Source organism: Geobacillus sp. FSL K6-3411, from assembly GCF_037965715.1.
GTDB classification, from domain to species: Bacteria; Bacillota; Bacilli; order Bacillales; family Anoxybacillaceae; genus Geobacillus; species Geobacillus thermodenitrificans.
This window is the reverse complement of the sequence record NZ_CP150187.1, coordinates 1,620,745-1,635,521: the sequence shown is the minus strand read 5'-3', so window position 1 is coordinate 1,635,521 and position 14,777 is coordinate 1,620,745. Positions and strand designations below refer to the sequence as shown.

At 51.2% G+C, this 14,777-nt stretch carries 24 protein-coding genes; 7 read left to right on the top strand and 17 right to left on the bottom strand.

Features of this window, described 5'->3' with window-relative positions:
* Window positions 1-50: 50 nt before the first annotated feature.
* The 3 genes from NSQ22_RS08280 to NSQ22_RS08270 all read left to right on the top strand — a co-directional run bounded on the left by NSQ22_RS08280 (window position 51) and on the right by NSQ22_RS08270 (window position 3,127).
* A complete protein-coding gene (locus tag NSQ22_RS08280; protein ID WP_327993651.1) occupies window positions 51-251 on the top strand; it encodes a hypothetical protein in 201 nt (66 codons plus the stop codon).
* Window positions 252-401: 150 nt separating this feature from the next.
* Window positions 402-1,664, top strand: a complete 1,263-nt coding sequence (locus tag NSQ22_RS08275; RefSeq protein WP_008879268.1) for an ATP-binding protein — start codon at window positions 402-404, stop codon at window positions 1,662-1,664.
* Window positions 1,665-1,762: 98 nt separating this feature from the next.
* Window positions 1,763-3,127, top strand: a complete 1,365-nt coding sequence (locus NSQ22_RS08270) for an MATE family efflux transporter (protein WP_099232797.1) — start codon at window positions 1,763-1,765, stop codon at window positions 3,125-3,127.
* A gap of 168 nt (window positions 3,128-3,295) precedes the next feature.
* Here NSQ22_RS08270 and NSQ22_RS08265 read toward each other — a convergent pair whose 3' ends face one another.
* From NSQ22_RS08265 to NSQ22_RS08225, 9 genes are all read right to left on the bottom strand, one after another.
* Complete coding sequence (locus NSQ22_RS08265; protein WP_236927502.1) at window positions 3,296-3,679, bottom strand: hypothetical protein; 384 nt, start codon at window positions 3,677-3,679, stop codon at window positions 3,296-3,298.
* A gap of 146 nt (window positions 3,680-3,825) precedes the next feature.
* Window positions 3,826-3,966, bottom strand: coding sequence for a YjcZ family sporulation protein (locus NSQ22_RS08260; protein ID WP_008879271.1), 141 nt, complete (start codon window positions 3,964-3,966; stop codon window positions 3,826-3,828).
* 33 nt (window positions 3,967-3,999) lie between these two features.
* A complete protein-coding gene (locus NSQ22_RS08255; RefSeq protein ID WP_008879272.1) occupies window positions 4,000-4,098 on the bottom strand; it encodes a YjcZ family sporulation protein in 99 nt (32 codons plus the stop codon).
* A gap of 132 nt (window positions 4,099-4,230) precedes the next feature.
* On the bottom strand, window positions 4,231-5,160 hold the full coding sequence (rarD, locus tag NSQ22_RS08250; protein WP_099232799.1) for an EamA family transporter RarD: 930 nt from the start codon (window positions 5,158-5,160) through the stop codon (window positions 4,231-4,233).
* A 196-nt stretch (window positions 5,161-5,356) separates the two neighbouring features.
* The gene (locus NSQ22_RS08245) at window positions 5,357-5,446 is read right to left on the bottom strand and encodes a YjcZ family sporulation protein (RefSeq protein ID WP_078172624.1); all 90 of its coding nucleotides are present in this window, start codon (window positions 5,444-5,446) and stop codon (window positions 5,357-5,359) included.
* A 15-nt stretch (window positions 5,447-5,461) separates the two neighbouring features.
* Complete coding sequence (locus NSQ22_RS08240) at window positions 5,462-5,887, bottom strand: CorA family divalent cation transporter (RefSeq protein WP_339264468.1); 426 nt, start codon at window positions 5,885-5,887, stop codon at window positions 5,462-5,464.
* Window positions 5,884-6,063: a hypothetical protein gene (locus tag NSQ22_RS08235; protein WP_339264662.1), complete on the bottom strand. Its 180-nt coding sequence runs from the start codon at window positions 6,061-6,063 to the stop codon at window positions 5,884-5,886. The genes NSQ22_RS08240 and NSQ22_RS08235 overlap by 4 nt, the downstream gene beginning before the upstream one ends.
* Window positions 6,054-6,611, bottom strand: a complete 558-nt coding sequence (locus NSQ22_RS08230) for a CorA family divalent cation transporter (RefSeq protein WP_099232802.1) — start codon at window positions 6,609-6,611, stop codon at window positions 6,054-6,056. The genes NSQ22_RS08235 and NSQ22_RS08230 overlap by 10 nt, the downstream gene beginning before the upstream one ends.
* A gap of 74 nt (window positions 6,612-6,685) precedes the next feature.
* Window positions 6,686-7,573, bottom strand: a complete 888-nt coding sequence (locus NSQ22_RS08225) for a cation diffusion facilitator family transporter (protein WP_223812846.1) — start codon at window positions 7,571-7,573, stop codon at window positions 6,686-6,688.
* Window positions 7,574-7,750: 177 nt separating this feature from the next.
* Between NSQ22_RS08225 and NSQ22_RS08220 the strand changes: the two genes are divergently transcribed.
* A complete protein-coding gene (locus NSQ22_RS08220) occupies window positions 7,751-8,449 on the top strand; it encodes a class I SAM-dependent methyltransferase (protein WP_108437818.1) in 699 nt (232 codons plus the stop codon).
* A gap of 106 nt (window positions 8,450-8,555) precedes the next feature.
* Here NSQ22_RS08220 and NSQ22_RS08215 read toward each other — a convergent pair whose 3' ends face one another.
* The 3 genes from NSQ22_RS08215 to NSQ22_RS08205 form a co-directional block, all read right to left on the bottom strand.
* Entirely contained in the window at window positions 8,556-9,383 is an 828-nt protein-coding gene (locus NSQ22_RS08215; RefSeq protein WP_011887322.1) for a M15 family metallopeptidase, read from the bottom strand.
* Between the two features lie 54 nt (window positions 9,384-9,437).
* Window positions 9,438-10,148, bottom strand: a complete 711-nt coding sequence (gene deoD / locus NSQ22_RS08210) for a purine-nucleoside phosphorylase (RefSeq protein WP_029760844.1) — start codon at window positions 10,146-10,148, stop codon at window positions 9,438-9,440.
* Between the two features lie 270 nt (window positions 10,149-10,418).
* The gene (locus NSQ22_RS08205; protein WP_008879282.1) at window positions 10,419-10,823 is read right to left on the bottom strand and encodes a hypothetical protein; all 405 of its coding nucleotides are present in this window, start codon (window positions 10,821-10,823) and stop codon (window positions 10,419-10,421) included.
* A 133-nt stretch (window positions 10,824-10,956) separates the two neighbouring features.
* On the opposite strand from NSQ22_RS08205, the gene NSQ22_RS08200 reads away from it, so the two are divergent.
* Complete coding sequence (locus NSQ22_RS08200; protein WP_008879283.1) at window positions 10,957-11,115, top strand: hypothetical protein; 159 nt, start codon at window positions 10,957-10,959, stop codon at window positions 11,113-11,115.
* Between the two features lie 35 nt (window positions 11,116-11,150).
* Here the strand turns inward: NSQ22_RS08200 and NSQ22_RS08195 are convergent, their stop codons facing one another.
* Together NSQ22_RS08195 and NSQ22_RS08190 are read right to left on the bottom strand one after the other, a co-directional pair.
* The gene (locus NSQ22_RS08195; protein WP_008879284.1) at window positions 11,151-11,315 is read right to left on the bottom strand and encodes a hypothetical protein; all 165 of its coding nucleotides are present in this window, start codon (window positions 11,313-11,315) and stop codon (window positions 11,151-11,153) included.
* Window positions 11,316-11,414: 99 nt separating this feature from the next.
* Window positions 11,415-11,750, bottom strand: a complete 336-nt coding sequence (locus tag NSQ22_RS08190; RefSeq protein WP_011887321.1) for a hypothetical protein — start codon at window positions 11,748-11,750, stop codon at window positions 11,415-11,417.
* 157 nt (window positions 11,751-11,907) lie between these two features.
* Between NSQ22_RS08190 and NSQ22_RS08185 the strand changes: the two genes are divergently transcribed.
* On the top strand, window positions 11,908-13,029 hold the full coding sequence (locus tag NSQ22_RS08185; RefSeq protein WP_008879286.1) for a DUF2515 domain-containing protein: 1,122 nt from the start codon (window positions 11,908-11,910) through the stop codon (window positions 13,027-13,029).
* 32 nt (window positions 13,030-13,061) lie between these two features.
* Here NSQ22_RS08185 and NSQ22_RS08180 read toward each other — a convergent pair whose 3' ends face one another.
* Entirely contained in the window at window positions 13,062-13,241 is a 180-nt protein-coding gene (locus NSQ22_RS08180) for a YozD family protein (protein ID WP_008879287.1), read from the bottom strand.
* Between the two features lie 47 nt (window positions 13,242-13,288).
* Between NSQ22_RS08180 and NSQ22_RS08175 the strand changes: the two genes are divergently transcribed.
* Window positions 13,289-13,495 (top strand): hypothetical protein, encoded by a 207-nt coding sequence (locus NSQ22_RS08175; protein WP_190300703.1) that lies wholly within the window; start codon window positions 13,289-13,291, stop codon window positions 13,493-13,495.
* Here NSQ22_RS08175 and NSQ22_RS08170 read toward each other — a convergent pair.
* A complete protein-coding gene (locus tag NSQ22_RS08170; protein WP_008879289.1) occupies window positions 13,477-14,121 on the bottom strand; it encodes a hypothetical protein in 645 nt (214 codons plus the stop codon). The two genes, NSQ22_RS08175 and NSQ22_RS08170, sit on opposite strands and share 19 nt — an antisense overlap.
* A gap of 131 nt (window positions 14,122-14,252) precedes the next feature.
* Window positions 14,253-14,471 (bottom strand): YozE family protein, encoded by a 219-nt coding sequence (locus NSQ22_RS08165; RefSeq protein WP_008879290.1) that lies wholly within the window; start codon window positions 14,469-14,471, stop codon window positions 14,253-14,255.
* Window positions 14,472-14,777: the final 306 nt, after the last annotated feature.

The following is a 14,777-nucleotide window of genomic DNA, read 5'->3' as shown; positions in this document are numbered from 1 at the left end:
GGAATTCAGAACGCGAAGGGATGAAACGGTTGTGACCGAAAAATCACATTGTGCAGCGCCGGACGTTGCAGCAAGGGCGACGACGGCAAGACAGTGATCCATCTGTCGTTACATTGGCCGAAACGACGTTTTACCTAAAAGGCAGCCAGATGTCTGACGCTGGCACAATCGTCGACTTGTCAGTGCTTGATGTGTTTGAAGCCCCCCTATTTGGCAGCAAAGGGACAAGACGCAAGCTATTTTTCTATTAAGGCGCTTGATGGCCTGCGCTGAAACAGTTAGCAACGGTGCCAACCGTCATCGGCCGTCTTAGTGCCCGACATAGGGACATTCGTCATAGCCAAAGGCGATTCACTTTTGTAAAATAGGAAATGAGATGTGTAGTTAAGGAGTTTGGAAGGATGAACGATCGATTGGTACAACAGCAAACTGAAGAGCTTGAACGAAAGCTGCGCGCTTATGAGCGGCTCATCGAAAAACTCCCGTTCCCATTCATGTTTACCGATTACGAAACCGGAATCACCATCGAAAAAAGGCGCGGTGATGTCCAACCGCGCCTTTCGCCGGCTCGGATCGCCCCTGGAAAGGAAACAGAATGGCAGTGGGACATTGACTTATATCGTGATGTGCCGTTTGAAAAAGTCGAAGCGTTTTTAACACCGCTGCTTGACCTTGTTCCGCACCATATCGTCTTCGTCGACGATCATGGAATCATTACGCTTTGCAATTTACAAGCGGCCATGGATACCGGCGTCGACCGCGATGCCATCATCGGCAAACATATTCGCGAGCTGCTGAAACTTCCCGATGAGCTAATCGCAACACTAGAATCGTTGGAAAAGCGCGAGCCTCTTTACAATCGCGAAGTGCTCGATCGCTTTTACGGCATCGTCAACACCCGCTTTATTTATAATGATGACGGATCGGTCAAACGGGTCATTAGCATATTCCAATCGCTCAACATGATGAAAGAGACGGAAAAATTGGCTGCCGCAGGTCGCATTGCGGCCGGCATCGCTCATGAAATCCGCAATCCGCTGACGACAGTACGCGGCTATTTGCAGTTGTTGAAAAACGATTTGCCAGATCGCATTACATCGCTCGTTGAGCGGCTGCTCATCCCCGAACTCGACCGGGCGAATGACATCATTACCGACTTTTTAAATATCGCCAAACCACGGGACGTGAAAATGGAGACGTTCAACTTGCACCGCTTTTTGCGTGATGACGTCGGTGTTCTGCTGCAAAGTGAGGCGCTGCTTCACAACGTCAACGTCCATTTTGATCTTGATGAACAGCTTGACGATTATGAAATGAATGGCGACCGCAGCCAACTGCTGCAAGTGTTTTTAAACTTATTCCGCAACGCCATCGAGGCGAAAGTCGCAAAGACAATGAATGTGAAAGTCAGCAGCCGGAAAGTAAACCATATCGTCCAGCTTCGCTTCTGCGACGACGGGCCCGGCATTCCGTCACCGGTCATCGACCATATTTTTGAGCCATTTTTCTCGACGAAAGAAACGGGAACAGGGCTTGGTCTTTCGCTGTCGAAAAAAATTGTCGAACTGCATCGAGGAACGATAAAAGTGCAAAGTGACGCATGTGGCACTTGTTTTCTTATGGAATTTCCGCTTCGTAGCCAGCCGCCTTATTTTTCGTCATAAGCGGCTTCTCCAGGGGGATCGCTCCCCCTAGCTCGGGGGAGACGGAAAGATTGATGATTTAGCACAATGTGCTGTTTTTAGACAAAGGAGGAGCCATGATGGCAATGACCGCTTCAGCCAGCGGAAAGTGGAAGCGTTTGTTCACTTTGTTTTTACCGATTTTTGTTTCGCAAGCCGGCCAATATATGATGAACTTTACCGATGTCGCTATGTCCGGCCACGCGAGCGCCGAAGATCTGGCCGGCGTGGCGATTGGTTCGAGCCTATGGGTGCCGGTGTTTACCGGGGTTGGTGGCATTTTGCTCGCTCTGTCCCCCATCGTCTCCCAGCATTTCGGCGCCGGACGTCATGAAGATATCGCTCGCACCGTCGTCCAAGCGCTTTATTTGTCCGTCGCGATTGCACTCGCCATCGTCCTGGCCGGCTCGGTTGCCGTGCCGTTTATTTTGAAACAGATGCAACTCGAAGAGGATGTCCGGTACATTGCCTCTCACTATTTGCTCGCATTGTCGTTTGGAATTATCCCGCTGTTCCTTTATTCAGTGCTTCGCTACTCGATCGATGCGCTCGGGCAGACGAAAGTGACAATGTGGATTACGCTCACCGCTTTGCCTATTAACATGCTGTTCAACTGGCTGTTCATTTACGGACACGGCGGATTCCCACGTCTTGGCGGCATCGGCACCGGCTATGCGACAGCAATCACGTATACGTACTGCTTTGTCGCTGCCTTGGCTGCCATCAAACTCCGCCGTTTTGCTATGTATCGTGCGCTCGTGCGTGTTTACCGCCCTTCATGGGCCTCATGGAAAGAGCTGCTTAAAACAGGGGTGCCGATCGGGTCGGCTATCTTTTTTGAGACGAGTATTTTTGCTGCTGTAACGCTGCTTGTCGGGCGATTTGGCGCCGAAACGGTTGCCGCCCATCAGAGCGCCCTTAACTTCGCTTCACTGTTGTATATGATCCCGCTCAGTTTGTCAATGGCGCTGACGATCGCAGTCGGTTTCGAAGCGGGGGCTAAACGGTATGAAGATGCGAAAAAGTTTTGCTTGATTGGCATTGCCATCGCCTTGGCCGTCGCCGCGGCTGCCGCTCTGTTTCTTTACGCCTTCCGCAGCCATGTCGCCCGACTGTACACGAGCGATCCCGCTGTGGCAGCGTTGACCGGAAAATTTTTGTTATATGCAATCTTCTTCCAATTTTCCGATGCTATCGCTGCCCCCATTCAAGGAGCGCTGCGCGGCTATAAAGATGTCAACGCCGTATTTTGGGCTGCCCTTCTTGCCTATTGGGGCATCGGGCTTCCCGTCGGCTGTGCGCTCGCCCTGCTGACCCCTGCCGGAGCGTTCGGCTATTGGATTGGCCTCATCGCCGGGCTGGCTGCCGGGGCGCTCTTCCTCAGTTTTCGCCTGCAGGCCATCTGGCGCCGCCACGGAAACCAACGCGCGCCGCACATCTCGTGAGGGACGTCCGGGCAGCGTCTATATCAGCAAAAAGAGGATGCCCATAGACGGGCGTCCTCTTTACGACGACGTCAAAACGATTCACCGGTGAACCGTTCCGGTTGATAACCGGTTTCCGTTTAGTCCGCCACTTTTGCCGATGGCTGCTGTTTCCTATACGCCAGCGCGTCAAAGCCGATCCTTGTCTTTTCCCACCTCGCGCTCTTCAAAGCTTTTCGTATGTACATACGCAGTCAGCTCCTCGCCATCCCCCGGCTCCTCTTCTCGCAAACAGCCAAGACGGAACAGCACGGTGCCAACCTCGTCCTTGATCATCCCTTCCATCATTGCCGCTTTCTCCACCCGCGGCATCTTAAAATATAGCTGGCGCCATTGGGGCAGACGAACCAACTCCTCGATTGGCTGCGGATGGTCATCGATGCGCCAATCGATAATAACGATCGTTGCAGCCGCTGTATCCCCTCCTTCTTTTCCGACAAGCAAGTGATCCTCTTCTGCCGCTGGAAGCGCTCTTAACAGCTGAGCGGCGAGCGGGCCTTTCGCCTGTTTCAACGTTTTTCCATTGCCAGCCCGGTTTCCTCTCCAGCTAACATATCGCCTTGAACCGCACTTTCTCTCTTTCCTCCCTCCTGTCTCTTTTGAAAAAATGGCAGGGGAAACAACCGTTTCTTGGCTGCTTCCCCCGTGCCATCATCCACTTAGCACCAAGTTGCCCCGACGATAATGAGCAAAATAAACAAGACGACGATCAACACGAAGCCGTAGCCGTAGCCGCCATAGCCCGGATAACCGAAGCCATAGCCGCCCCAGCCGCCCCAGCCGCAAAAGCCGTATGGCATATTCGTCACCTCCTTGCTAGCAGGTAGGGGGCATTAATACACCCAACCACCGATACATGCACATCCGACAATGATTAACAAAATGAACAGAACGACGATCAACGCAAACCCGCCGCCGTAAGTTGCACCCATTTGCCAGCACCTCCTTCATTTTTGTACTAGTAGACTATTCACGAAGCGAGAAATTGGTTAGATGTTTCAGCAAAAATGGGTATTTGCCGCGCGGAAGGCAAAAAGAAAGACGGCCCGTCACCCGGACCGCCGTTACGCTTGCAGCGAATCTCGCTTCCATTTTTTTCGCCCCGACGCCTGCCGAATTTGTACGACAGAAAACAAGATCAGCGCCGCCCAAATGCAGCTGAATGCGTACAAATGGGCTTTCGTGAACGGTTCGTCAAACAAAAAGACGCCAAGGAGAAGGCTGATTGTCGGCGCAATGTATTGCAAAAAGCCGAGCATTGTCATCGACACGCGCTTTGCCCCTTTGGCAAAATACAAAAGCGGCACAGCCGTAGCCGGTCCGGCCCCGGCGAGGAGCACCCATTGCCACCATGCCGCTGCCTCGACGAGCGCCGGTGTTTCATTGTATAACCATAATAAGTAAACGGCCGAAAGCGGCATCACAACCATCGTTTCCAACGTCAGCCCGACGGATGAGTCAACACTCGCTAACTTTTTCACTAAGCCGTAAAGTCCGAATGACAAAGCGAGTGATAGAGCAACCCATGGAAATGAGCCGTATTCCGCTGCCATCACGGTCACGCCGGCCGCAGCAAGAAAAACGGCAAACCATTGTCCAACGCTGAGCCGTTCACGCAATACGATCGTCCCAAGCGCCACGCTGACAAGCGGATTGATGTAATAGCCGAGGCTGGCCTCGACAATATGGTGGTTGGTCACCGCCCATATGTAAATAAACCAGTTGGCACTAATGAGCAGGGCGGCGGCGGCAATCCCCCACGCCAACGCCGGCCGGCGGCGCATCGCCTTAAGCTCTTGTCTCCAGATAGTGAGCTGGCCAGTCCCCGCCAAAAGAATCACCATAAAGACAAACGACCAAATGATGCGATGGGCTAAAATTTCAAGCGCTGGGCGCGCCTCAAGCAGTTTCCAATAGAGCGGCAGCACACCCCATAACAAATACGAGACGGCGGTATATATGATACCTTGCTTTTCTTCCCGAAAATACCCCATGTCACGTTCCCCTTTTCCTTGATCATTTCCGTTCCATTATACCGCTGCCGCCTCATTTTATCTATCAAAAAACAGGACGCGCCGTCCGACGAGCAAACGAAAAACGGAGACGGCGCTCGTCCCCGCTTCCTTTTGCAGCCTTGCTTGGCTGCACTGTTTTGCCTGTTTCCGTTTTTATGTTTTTCTAGGCTGGCGCTTACCAACCGACACAAACACAACCGACAATAATTAATAAAATGAATAAGACGATAACAAGTGTATAACCGTTGCTGACGAAACCGCTCATGGCGGGCACCTCCCCTTATGGATTCACGGAGCCATCATATGCGCCCACCTGCCCAAACGGCCGGGCAAATGCCCATATTTGTGGAAAAACGCCTATTTTTCTTTCTATCTCCCCCCACCAGCCGTTTCGTTTGAAATAGAGGACGATGAGTGCGGCGACAGCAGCCATAAGCAACAGAGCGAACGGATAACCGTATCGCCATTTCAACTCCGGCATGAATGTAAAATTCATGCCATAGACATCGACAATAAACGTCATCGGTAAAAACATGACGCTCACTAATGTTACCGTCTTCATAATGACGTTCATATGGTCGGATTTAAGCGACAGCTGCAAATCGAAGATGGCGGACAACGATTCCTTAAATGCATCAAGCGCCGCCGGAACGCAGGCAAACCGGGACGCCACCTCGTCGATATACGGGTTCGTTTCTGCGTTCATATACGGAAGCTCAACATGGCGAATCGTTTTTCCTGTGCTTCGGCGACTTGCCGCAGCTCATGAAGATACGTTTTCATCCGATAAATATCGCGCCTGATTTCATTCGCGAACAGAGTCTCGAATACTTGCCGTTCGAGCCCTTGGATGCGGTCAGCCATTTGGTCAATCACCTGCAAAAAAGCAGGCAGCAGCCAAGTTTAAAAAGTGGTAATAACACATAACCAGGGTAAAGCACCTGATCGCAATGGTCCAACAGCCGTTCTTTCACAGGGTCGATGAACGAGTGAGACTCATCCATGTAGCTGATGATATGCCGCTCCGCGGCGAGCAGGCGGACGTTTGCCATCCGACCGGACGGGTCGATGATAAACAACGAAAGAAAGATGTATCCTTCATACTCATCGACGGTTAGAATGCCTGTTCCATCGATCAGCCGTTTTTCGGCGAGCGGGTGGATCGACAATGACGAGAGAAGTCGCTCCAAATCGGACTTGACAGCAGCGATAAAATGAAACCAACACGATTGGCCGCCCGTCGGTGCATGGCGTTTGAACGTTCCTTCCAGCAACGGACGAGGGGAATGGTTGATCGCCATAGGCTGATGCTCTTTCTGTACAGTGTCAGTTCTATTGTGTGCTGTTTGCCAAAAAACGACTCCCCGCCCTTCGTTAAAAACAAAGCTTGTCGTGAGCACGACAGCATTCGACCGATATGGTGCAAACAACGACTTTCCCCCCTAGCAGGAGCCGTTGGCTATGTCGAAAACGTCCGCCGTAAAACACGAACAAGCGAGCCGCCTTAACCTTGCCGATCCACACGCGCTTCTGGTTCGACATGGACATGCGTTGAACGAATGTTATGCCGTTTTTTCATCAGACGTTCGACTTCGTCAGCGATTTCGTGACCTTTCGCCACTGTTAAACGCGAATCAACGCGGATCGTCACTTCAAGCACAATATCATTACCTAATGTGCGCGCCTTAATGTCAGCGACATCACGCACACCCTCCACCGCAGCAATTTCTTCCCGGTAAACGGCAAGCCGCTTTTCATCAAAACCGTCGGTCAACGTGTGCGCTGTTTCCATAAAAACTTCCCATGCTGTTTTACAAATGATCGCGCCGATGATGAGAGCCGCCAGCGGATCAAGCCAGAGCCACTCAAGCTGCGCCCCGATGATGCCGATTGCCGCTCCAACGCTGACAAGGGCATCCGATAAATTGTCTTTCGCCACAGCGGCGAGCGCTGTACTATTCGTCCGCCGCGCCAACCGGGTATTGACCGTGTAAATAAGGAACATGACCGCTGCCGAAGCAAGGGCAACCGCCGCTGCCGGCCAATCAGGGGCGTCCGCCTTTCCGCCATGAAGCAGCGCACCAGCTCCGCTGATGACAACATCAATACCGATCGACATCATCAAAAAAGCGGCCAAAAGCGATGAAATGTTCTCCGCCCGCGAATGTCCGTACGGATGATTGCGATCGCGTGGTTTTTGGGCAATTTTCATGCCAATATAGACAGCCACTGAAGCGATCACATCGCTCAAATTGTTCCAGCCGTCCGCCTTCACTCCGTCCGACCCGGCTAAAGATCCAGCCAAAAGTTTGCAGGCCGCCAGCAGAAGATAGACACCGATGCTTAACAGCGCGCCGGCCTCAGCCCGTTGTTTCCACTCCACGTTTTTCACCAACCTAGCTGTTTCGTTCTTGCACGTATCAGTGTACCAGCTTGGTATCGGTTGGGTCTATAGCAAGAAAATTGCCTCCCTTCATGAGTATAGAGACAAGCAAACTTTTTTGCCTAAAGACAAAACCGAGCTCTTTTGCGTATGATAAACCAATTCAAGCAAAAAGGAGAGAAAAACATGACTTCGTATTTGGACTGGTTGGCCGAAATGGGGATCGATGGCGCCCACCCGGGAGGTTTTATGTTAACAAAAAATATATTACGTAAACTCTATATTGATCATTCAACTTTGGTGCTTGACGTCGGCTGTGGAACGGGACAGACAGCGGCGTATATCGCCGAACAGTACGGTGCCGATGTGACGGCGATCGATCTCCATCCAACAATGATCGCCAAAGCAAAACAGCGCTTTGCCGCTATGGCCGTCCCGGTTTGCCTGTACCGCGCTTCGGTCGAAGCGCTGCCGTTTCCTGCCGAAACATTCGATCTCGTGCTTTCTGAGTCAGTGCTTGCCTTCGTTTCACTGCCAGAAGCGCTCGCTGAAATTCGCCGAGTGCTCAAAAAAGGTGGAACGTTCGTCGGCATTGAAGCATGTCATGAGAAGTTAACCGCAACCGAGCAGCAGCAAATTGCCGCTTTTTATGGCTTCCGGCGGCTGATGACGCCGGCTGGGTGGAAAGAGGCGCTTGAACAAAACGGATTCCGTTGCCGCCATTTTTCCTACGCAGCCGCTGCGGAAGCGCCGAGCCAAGGAGCACCGTTCATCGTCGCCTTTCCATCGACGCCGGAAATGGCAAAGATGTGGCAGATGCATCAGCAGCTGACTGCACAATTCAGCGACCGGCTCGGTTATTGCGTGTTTTGGTGCGAAACATAGCTTACAAGACATTCATCACTGTTCTAAACAATGATGCCCCCTTTCCAGTCAATGAACAACGCCTCCTTTCATGTGTCATCACACGAAAGGAGGCGCCTAGTTCTGTTTACACTTTTTTTACTGCTTGAAAATATTCTTCAAGCGTCCAGTCACGCTTCTTCATCACCACGGCCGCCTTCCGCCCGACATAACGGATATGCCATGGCTCATACTTATAGCCGGTCACCGCTTCCTTTCCTTTCGGATAGCGGATAATAAACCCGTACTCGTGCGCATGGGCGGCGACCCATTGTCCTTCTTTTGTCGCTCCGAACGCTTCCGTCAGCTGATAGCCGGCCGAGCGGCTGCTAATGTCGATCGCAAGCCCGGTTTGATGCTCGCTCTGCCCCGGATAGGCGACCGCTTGGACGGCTTCTGCTTCCCCTTTTTGCCGCACTTCTTCCGCAAAAACCACTTGCTGCCGCTCATACGACCGGTAGGCGGAGACAGCCACAAGTTCAATGCCGTCGCGGCGGGCGGCAGCAAACAGCTCTTCAAGCGCCGCAGCCGCCTCAGCCCGCATATGCCGCTTCTCTGCCTTCGGGTCATCAAACGAGAACCGCACGTTCGGCACAACTAAATCGGCCGGCTTGTAGCTAGGCGGAAGCGACTGTTCTTTATTAACGAGCACTAAAATGTTATCCGGGTTCATAATCACTTTTTTCCCGTTTTCCACCTTAATGACGTTCCAATATTTCGCCTCAAGCTGCAAGTCGGGGTCAACTGGGTCAACCGGGTGTTGGTCTGTTTCACCCGGTTCATGGCTGCCTGGCTGCACCGCGCTTTCCGGGGGCTGTTCGGACGAGCCGACCGAGCTGCGATCACCACTTTCCCCTGTTTGGCAGCCAGCGAGCAGCAGGCACGCCAACATTGCTATTTTCCATCGTTGGTTCATTCGTCTTCCCCTTTTCTGTTTCTTGAAGCGCGCTAGACGGTCTCGGCACAACTGTTACGCATCGTTGCGAATCGCCGCTTCGAGCGCCACTTCAATCATGTCGTTAAACGTCGTTTGCCGTTCCTCGGCTGTCGTTTCTTCCCCAGTGATAATATGATCGCTCACGGTCAGCACAGACAACGCCCGGCAGTCGAATTTCGCCGCCAGCGTATAGAGCGCCGCTGTTTCCATCTCAACGGCCAACACGCCGTAACGCGCCCACGTTTCCCAATTCGGCTCATCGTTGTAAAACATATCCGCAGTAAAGACGTTGCCGACTTTAAGTGCCAGCCCTTTTTCCATGCCAACGTCGTATGCCGTCCGCAGCAAGTGGAAATCAGCTGTCGGCGCATAATCGCGGCCGCGGAAAATGAGCCGGTTCATGTTCGAATCCGTTGATGCGCTCATCGCCAAAATCACGTCGCGCACGCGCACATCCGGCTGAATCGCCCCACACGTGCCGACGCGGATGAGCGTCTTGACCCCATAGCTTTGAATCAATTCATTAACATAGATTGAAATCGATGGAACTCCCATCCCGGTTCCTTGTACGGAAATGCGATGCCCTTTATACGTTCCGGTAAAACCGAGCATGCCGCGCACTTCGTTGTAGCATACCGCCCCTTCCAAAAACGTTTCAGCAATATATTTGGCACGCAGCGGGTCGCCCGGCAGCAAAATATGTTCGGCAATCTCCCCTGGCTTTGCTCCGATATGAACGCTCAATGCAATTCCTCCTTCTATCATGATCAAGCTAGACGTTGTTTATCATATCATATGTTTGCGGAAAATGGCAGTCTTATCTCGAGTAGCTGTGGGGGCAATCGGGCATACTATTCGTGCTCACTTGTCAGGAAAGGAGGAAAGACGGTGAAAAAGAAACTGGAGCAGGCGGTGGAGTATGCGAATAAAACAAATCCGTCGTCAAAAGCCAACAACCAACCGTCGACGTCAAAAAAAGAGAAGACAAAATTTTAAGGGAGAACCGCTCTCCCTTTATGACGTTTTGGACCGATAATGGTCGCGGTGGCGACGCGCCAAATACTTTTCATTGATATACAGCACCTTTTTATCTTTGCTGCGTGTATATTTTTTCTCACGCTCGCGCTGCCTAGCGAGCAGCCAGCAAGCAAACAAATACAGCGGCAAAATCAGCTGCATGGCTCCGATGAACACATACCAAAATCCGCTGATTTCCGTCAAGTTGCGCAAGTAAACGTCAATGCCGCCCAATCGATAATATATAGCAGCGACGATGGCGGCAATGGCTACGATATTAGCGGCGTGGAGAAGAGGAATGTTTCTCCAGCGGAACAAAAACCGTTCAATCTGCCCTTTCACCCAAAGCGACACGGCGATCAAGACAATACATAAGAGCAGTGACAACGCAAGTGCGGCCATCGTTTCGTCCCCTTCCCTCTACTCTCTTCATTCCGGTCTGCCTGTTCTGAAGCTGTTTGCAAACATTTTCCTCCAATGAACCTCCCCTTGACCGCATACACTAACGACGACAACGGTTCAAGGAGGGAAAACAGTGGGTAAAAAACACCGCAACCGCATTAACGGGCAGAAAAAGAATAACCATATTCCAAAAGAAGCGTTGATCGCCGAAGACGAAGCGCACGCCAAAGAATATTCCGCGGCCGGCGGTCGGAAAAACGGTCCAGGTCATCACGACAACCCCGAATCGTGACAAATCGCAGAAACCCTTGTGCCACACAAGGGTTTCTATCGTGGTTCCGACGGCTCAACTTCGTCCCAAGCAAGCGTGACAACTCTCGTGTAGTCCCCGCGTTCGATTTCTTCTTTCGTTGCTTTTTCGTTCAGTTCCTCGTCATCATCAATTCCCGGCGCCACCATCCGGTTGTCGCGGCGCTGGTTTTGATTTTCCACCGAATCCGCCTCCTTTCCTTTCTTATCCGTTCCCTAAAACGCTAGCTGTTATTCGACATTTTTTCTTTTATTATACCACCATCAGCCATCCGTGTGTGATTATATTTTTGAATATTCCGTCAAAATAACACGCTGGCGTTCCACCGGTTTCCACCCACCCGAGCAGAGACGGTAATACGTCTGCCCTTTGCGTCCTTCATCGATGAGCACAATATCACCCGTCCCCATAAATCGGGCCTGGCAGTTTTTTGGCATCAAATCGACAACGTTAAACATTCGGTACAAGATTGACAGCGCCTCGTGATGATCTGAAGCTGTCACCGTAAGCCGGCATACTTGTCGGTATTTCGGTTCCCCGAAGCGCGGCGTTTGAAAAATAGTCGCTTCATATGCACGTTTTGCCATCCACATCTTTTTCCTCCATAAACGAACCATGGTTTTCCTCTTCCTTCCCACGATAAATCGGTCGTCTTTATCCTATAATATTAGTGATTGCATTTGTCGATTCCTTCGGCAAAACGGCACACCTTTTGTCGAAACGGCCATGGTTTTTTTGACAAAATCTGCGATCTATACAAGGGAGGAACACTAGATGCCCAACCGCCCGCTCGCCTTGTTGCGCCGCCCGCTCCAATACGCTTATCGTTCGTTTTTATACCGCCATCCGGTTCGCCTTGCTGATGCTGACTTGCTTCGCCGGATGACCGCCCGCCTTTCGCCCTCGCCGCCTAGGCAACTTAGCGCCGAGGAGACAGCGATCGTTGCAGCCATCCGTCGGAAAACAGCGGAACATAACCGCAATAACGTCACACGTACGGCGGCCTATTTGGCGTTTTTCGAGCGCCATTCGGAAATACATTGGGCGTTTTTGGCTCATCTCGTCTCGCGTAACGGTGGCTGGAACATGACCGACTTGCGCGGCGGCCTTCTCCCGTTTTTATTGCCAAAAGAAACGGCTGCGCCGCTCTTTTTGTTTTTGGAGCGAGCCAATGCATTGATTTTTCACGACGCTTATCCGCAGCTCTTGTTGTATGAGGAAAGCAAGCGTCAAGGAACGCCGCTGTTTCATTTGCTGCCATCTTTGTCTGTCTCCCGGTTTATGAAAGCGTTTTGGGAACATTTTTGGGAAACGGGCGACGCGGCACTGCTGACTGTCGCCTTAATCATTAACGAACAGCAGTACATCCAGCTTCGCGTCATCGAGCACCCGTTTTTCCGCACCCGTGTGCTGTCCAGCTGGCCGTTTATTGCTGAGCAATGGCTCGGGTTCAATGATGTGCTCATCCCTCTAGGGCGCGGCCGGCGCGGTGCTTTAGTTGGCACGACCGTGCGCGATTTTGCTGATGTTCATCACCGCATCCACATTGGCAAAACGCTGTACAGTTTACTGCTGTTTAATGCGCGCCTGTTTCGCCGCGCTTATCGCTTTGCCCGCCGTGTTCCCCATAGCGGTTCACGCGCCGACTTTTGGCCGCAATCGTTCACTGCAACATACGATGGCCGCCGCCTTTACAGCCCTCGTCTTGAGGCCGCGTGGCCGGATCTTACGCACTCTTTTAGCGATCAGCGCGACTGGTTCACCGATGACACGATCGTGGGGGCGCTTGAGACGCTTCCGCTTCCAGCGTCAGGTGAAATGACCGATCGTTACAAACGGCATTTGGCCATGATGAAAGCAGCCGCCATCGCGGCGGCCAAGTCAGCGGGCGTCTAACCCCGCCTTAGAAATCATAAAAACGACGAGGTTTACTCGTCGTCGACATCAATTTCTTCATCAATAATGCATTTTTCTAGCAAATAGTCAAACGTGATATCAGCAAGCTCTTCCAGCTCCTCTTGCGTTGGCACAAAGCCGCGGCGAATGAGCTCTTGGTAAAAAAACTCGGCAATTTCCTCTGTATCAATAATCACTTCAATTTCCTTCACCGCATTTCGCCCCCTTTGTAATGTTGTATGTCTCCGTCTTCCGTTTTATGTCAAAAATCATGTTGTACTACTTTTTCGGCCTTCCCCATACATATGTATTAACAAAACAAAAAGACGGAGGTCGGAACGAAATGGACAAGCTGACTGCATTGGATAAAATGATGGAAACAGTTGTAAACGGATTGGCTGCGCTCGTCATTTTCGCCGGCATTCCATATTTTCTCTTTATTCTTTGTCAGTTTCTATTCTGGTGATTGACGATCTCTTGTAAACGTTGAACAACCGTTTCCATCATCCGTTTATATTGATCATCGCCAAACCATTTATACAGCGCTTTATAGTCGTTGTACATGTCGAGCAGCTCGTCGACCGATGGTTCGCGGTTTTCGCTATCAGCCGACGGCAGCAGAAGCGATGCGTTCATCGGCGTAGCGATGACAATATCTTGCACAAGCGTGACGGACGTTTCTTCCCCATCAGCTAGCGGAGTAATGTCTTCAAGATGGACTTCAATTTCCCAACCGTCCGTCAGCCGCTTCAATTCATAAATCGTCTCTTCCCATCCTTCTCCATAGTAGCGGTAAATTTCCGTCCGAACCCCGACGACTTTGAACAAATGGCCGTCATAATCACGAACACGGACAATTTCGCCGAGAAAAAACGGCAACTCGATTTCAATTTCTTCAGCGATCCACAAATCATCTGTAAATTCAGATAATAAAACGAGCGTCTGCTCGGTAAACAAACTATGGCCATGGTTAATTTCGTATAAAAACGTGCCATCAATTTGTTGAATATCCGTCACAGTTCCGACCGTTCCGTACAATGTATTGACAACGATATCGCCGACGGAAAACTTCGGGCGTTTCGGCGTGCTCATTGGCATCTCCCACCCTTTTGAACAAATGGTTAGTATAGTATATGCATGCATGAAAGGGTGGACACCTTTGCCAGCGCGGAAAAAGCAGATTGAAAACGCTACCAATATTCAAAACAGGAACGCCTTCCTAGTTATGTTTCATGCAAAAACTGCTCCCACAGTTCATCAAAAATAACCATGCTTTCCAAATAATCACCGTTTAACTCCAAATAGCCGCTTAATTCTTCATAATCCGCTGATCCTTTCGGAAAGCCGTGGTCGTCATACGCCCCGTTCGCAAACCGCACAACAGGATCTTCTTCATACCCATGGCGGAAGCGCAATAAGTAGCGGTAAAACGATTTTTCCATGTTTCCCCATCCTCTTCCTTTCTCTTTGTTGCTATTATAATGAGCTTTTTCATGTTTGTGAAGCCTTTTTTCACCGCTTGTATTGTCATCGTACGCGCTAAACCCGTTTTTCATGCCAAAGATAGGCGACTTTTATAACCATCCCTTCGTGCCAACAAAGAAGCACAAATAGGCTAGCTCCCTCCGTTGGTCAAACCGCCTCAATAATTGATTGCCCTAGATCTCACTCCTAGTATGCCGCCTCCACACCTATGATTCTTTCTAGCGGCGCACATGAAAAAAGAGTGTCCCAAAAAACAACCGGGG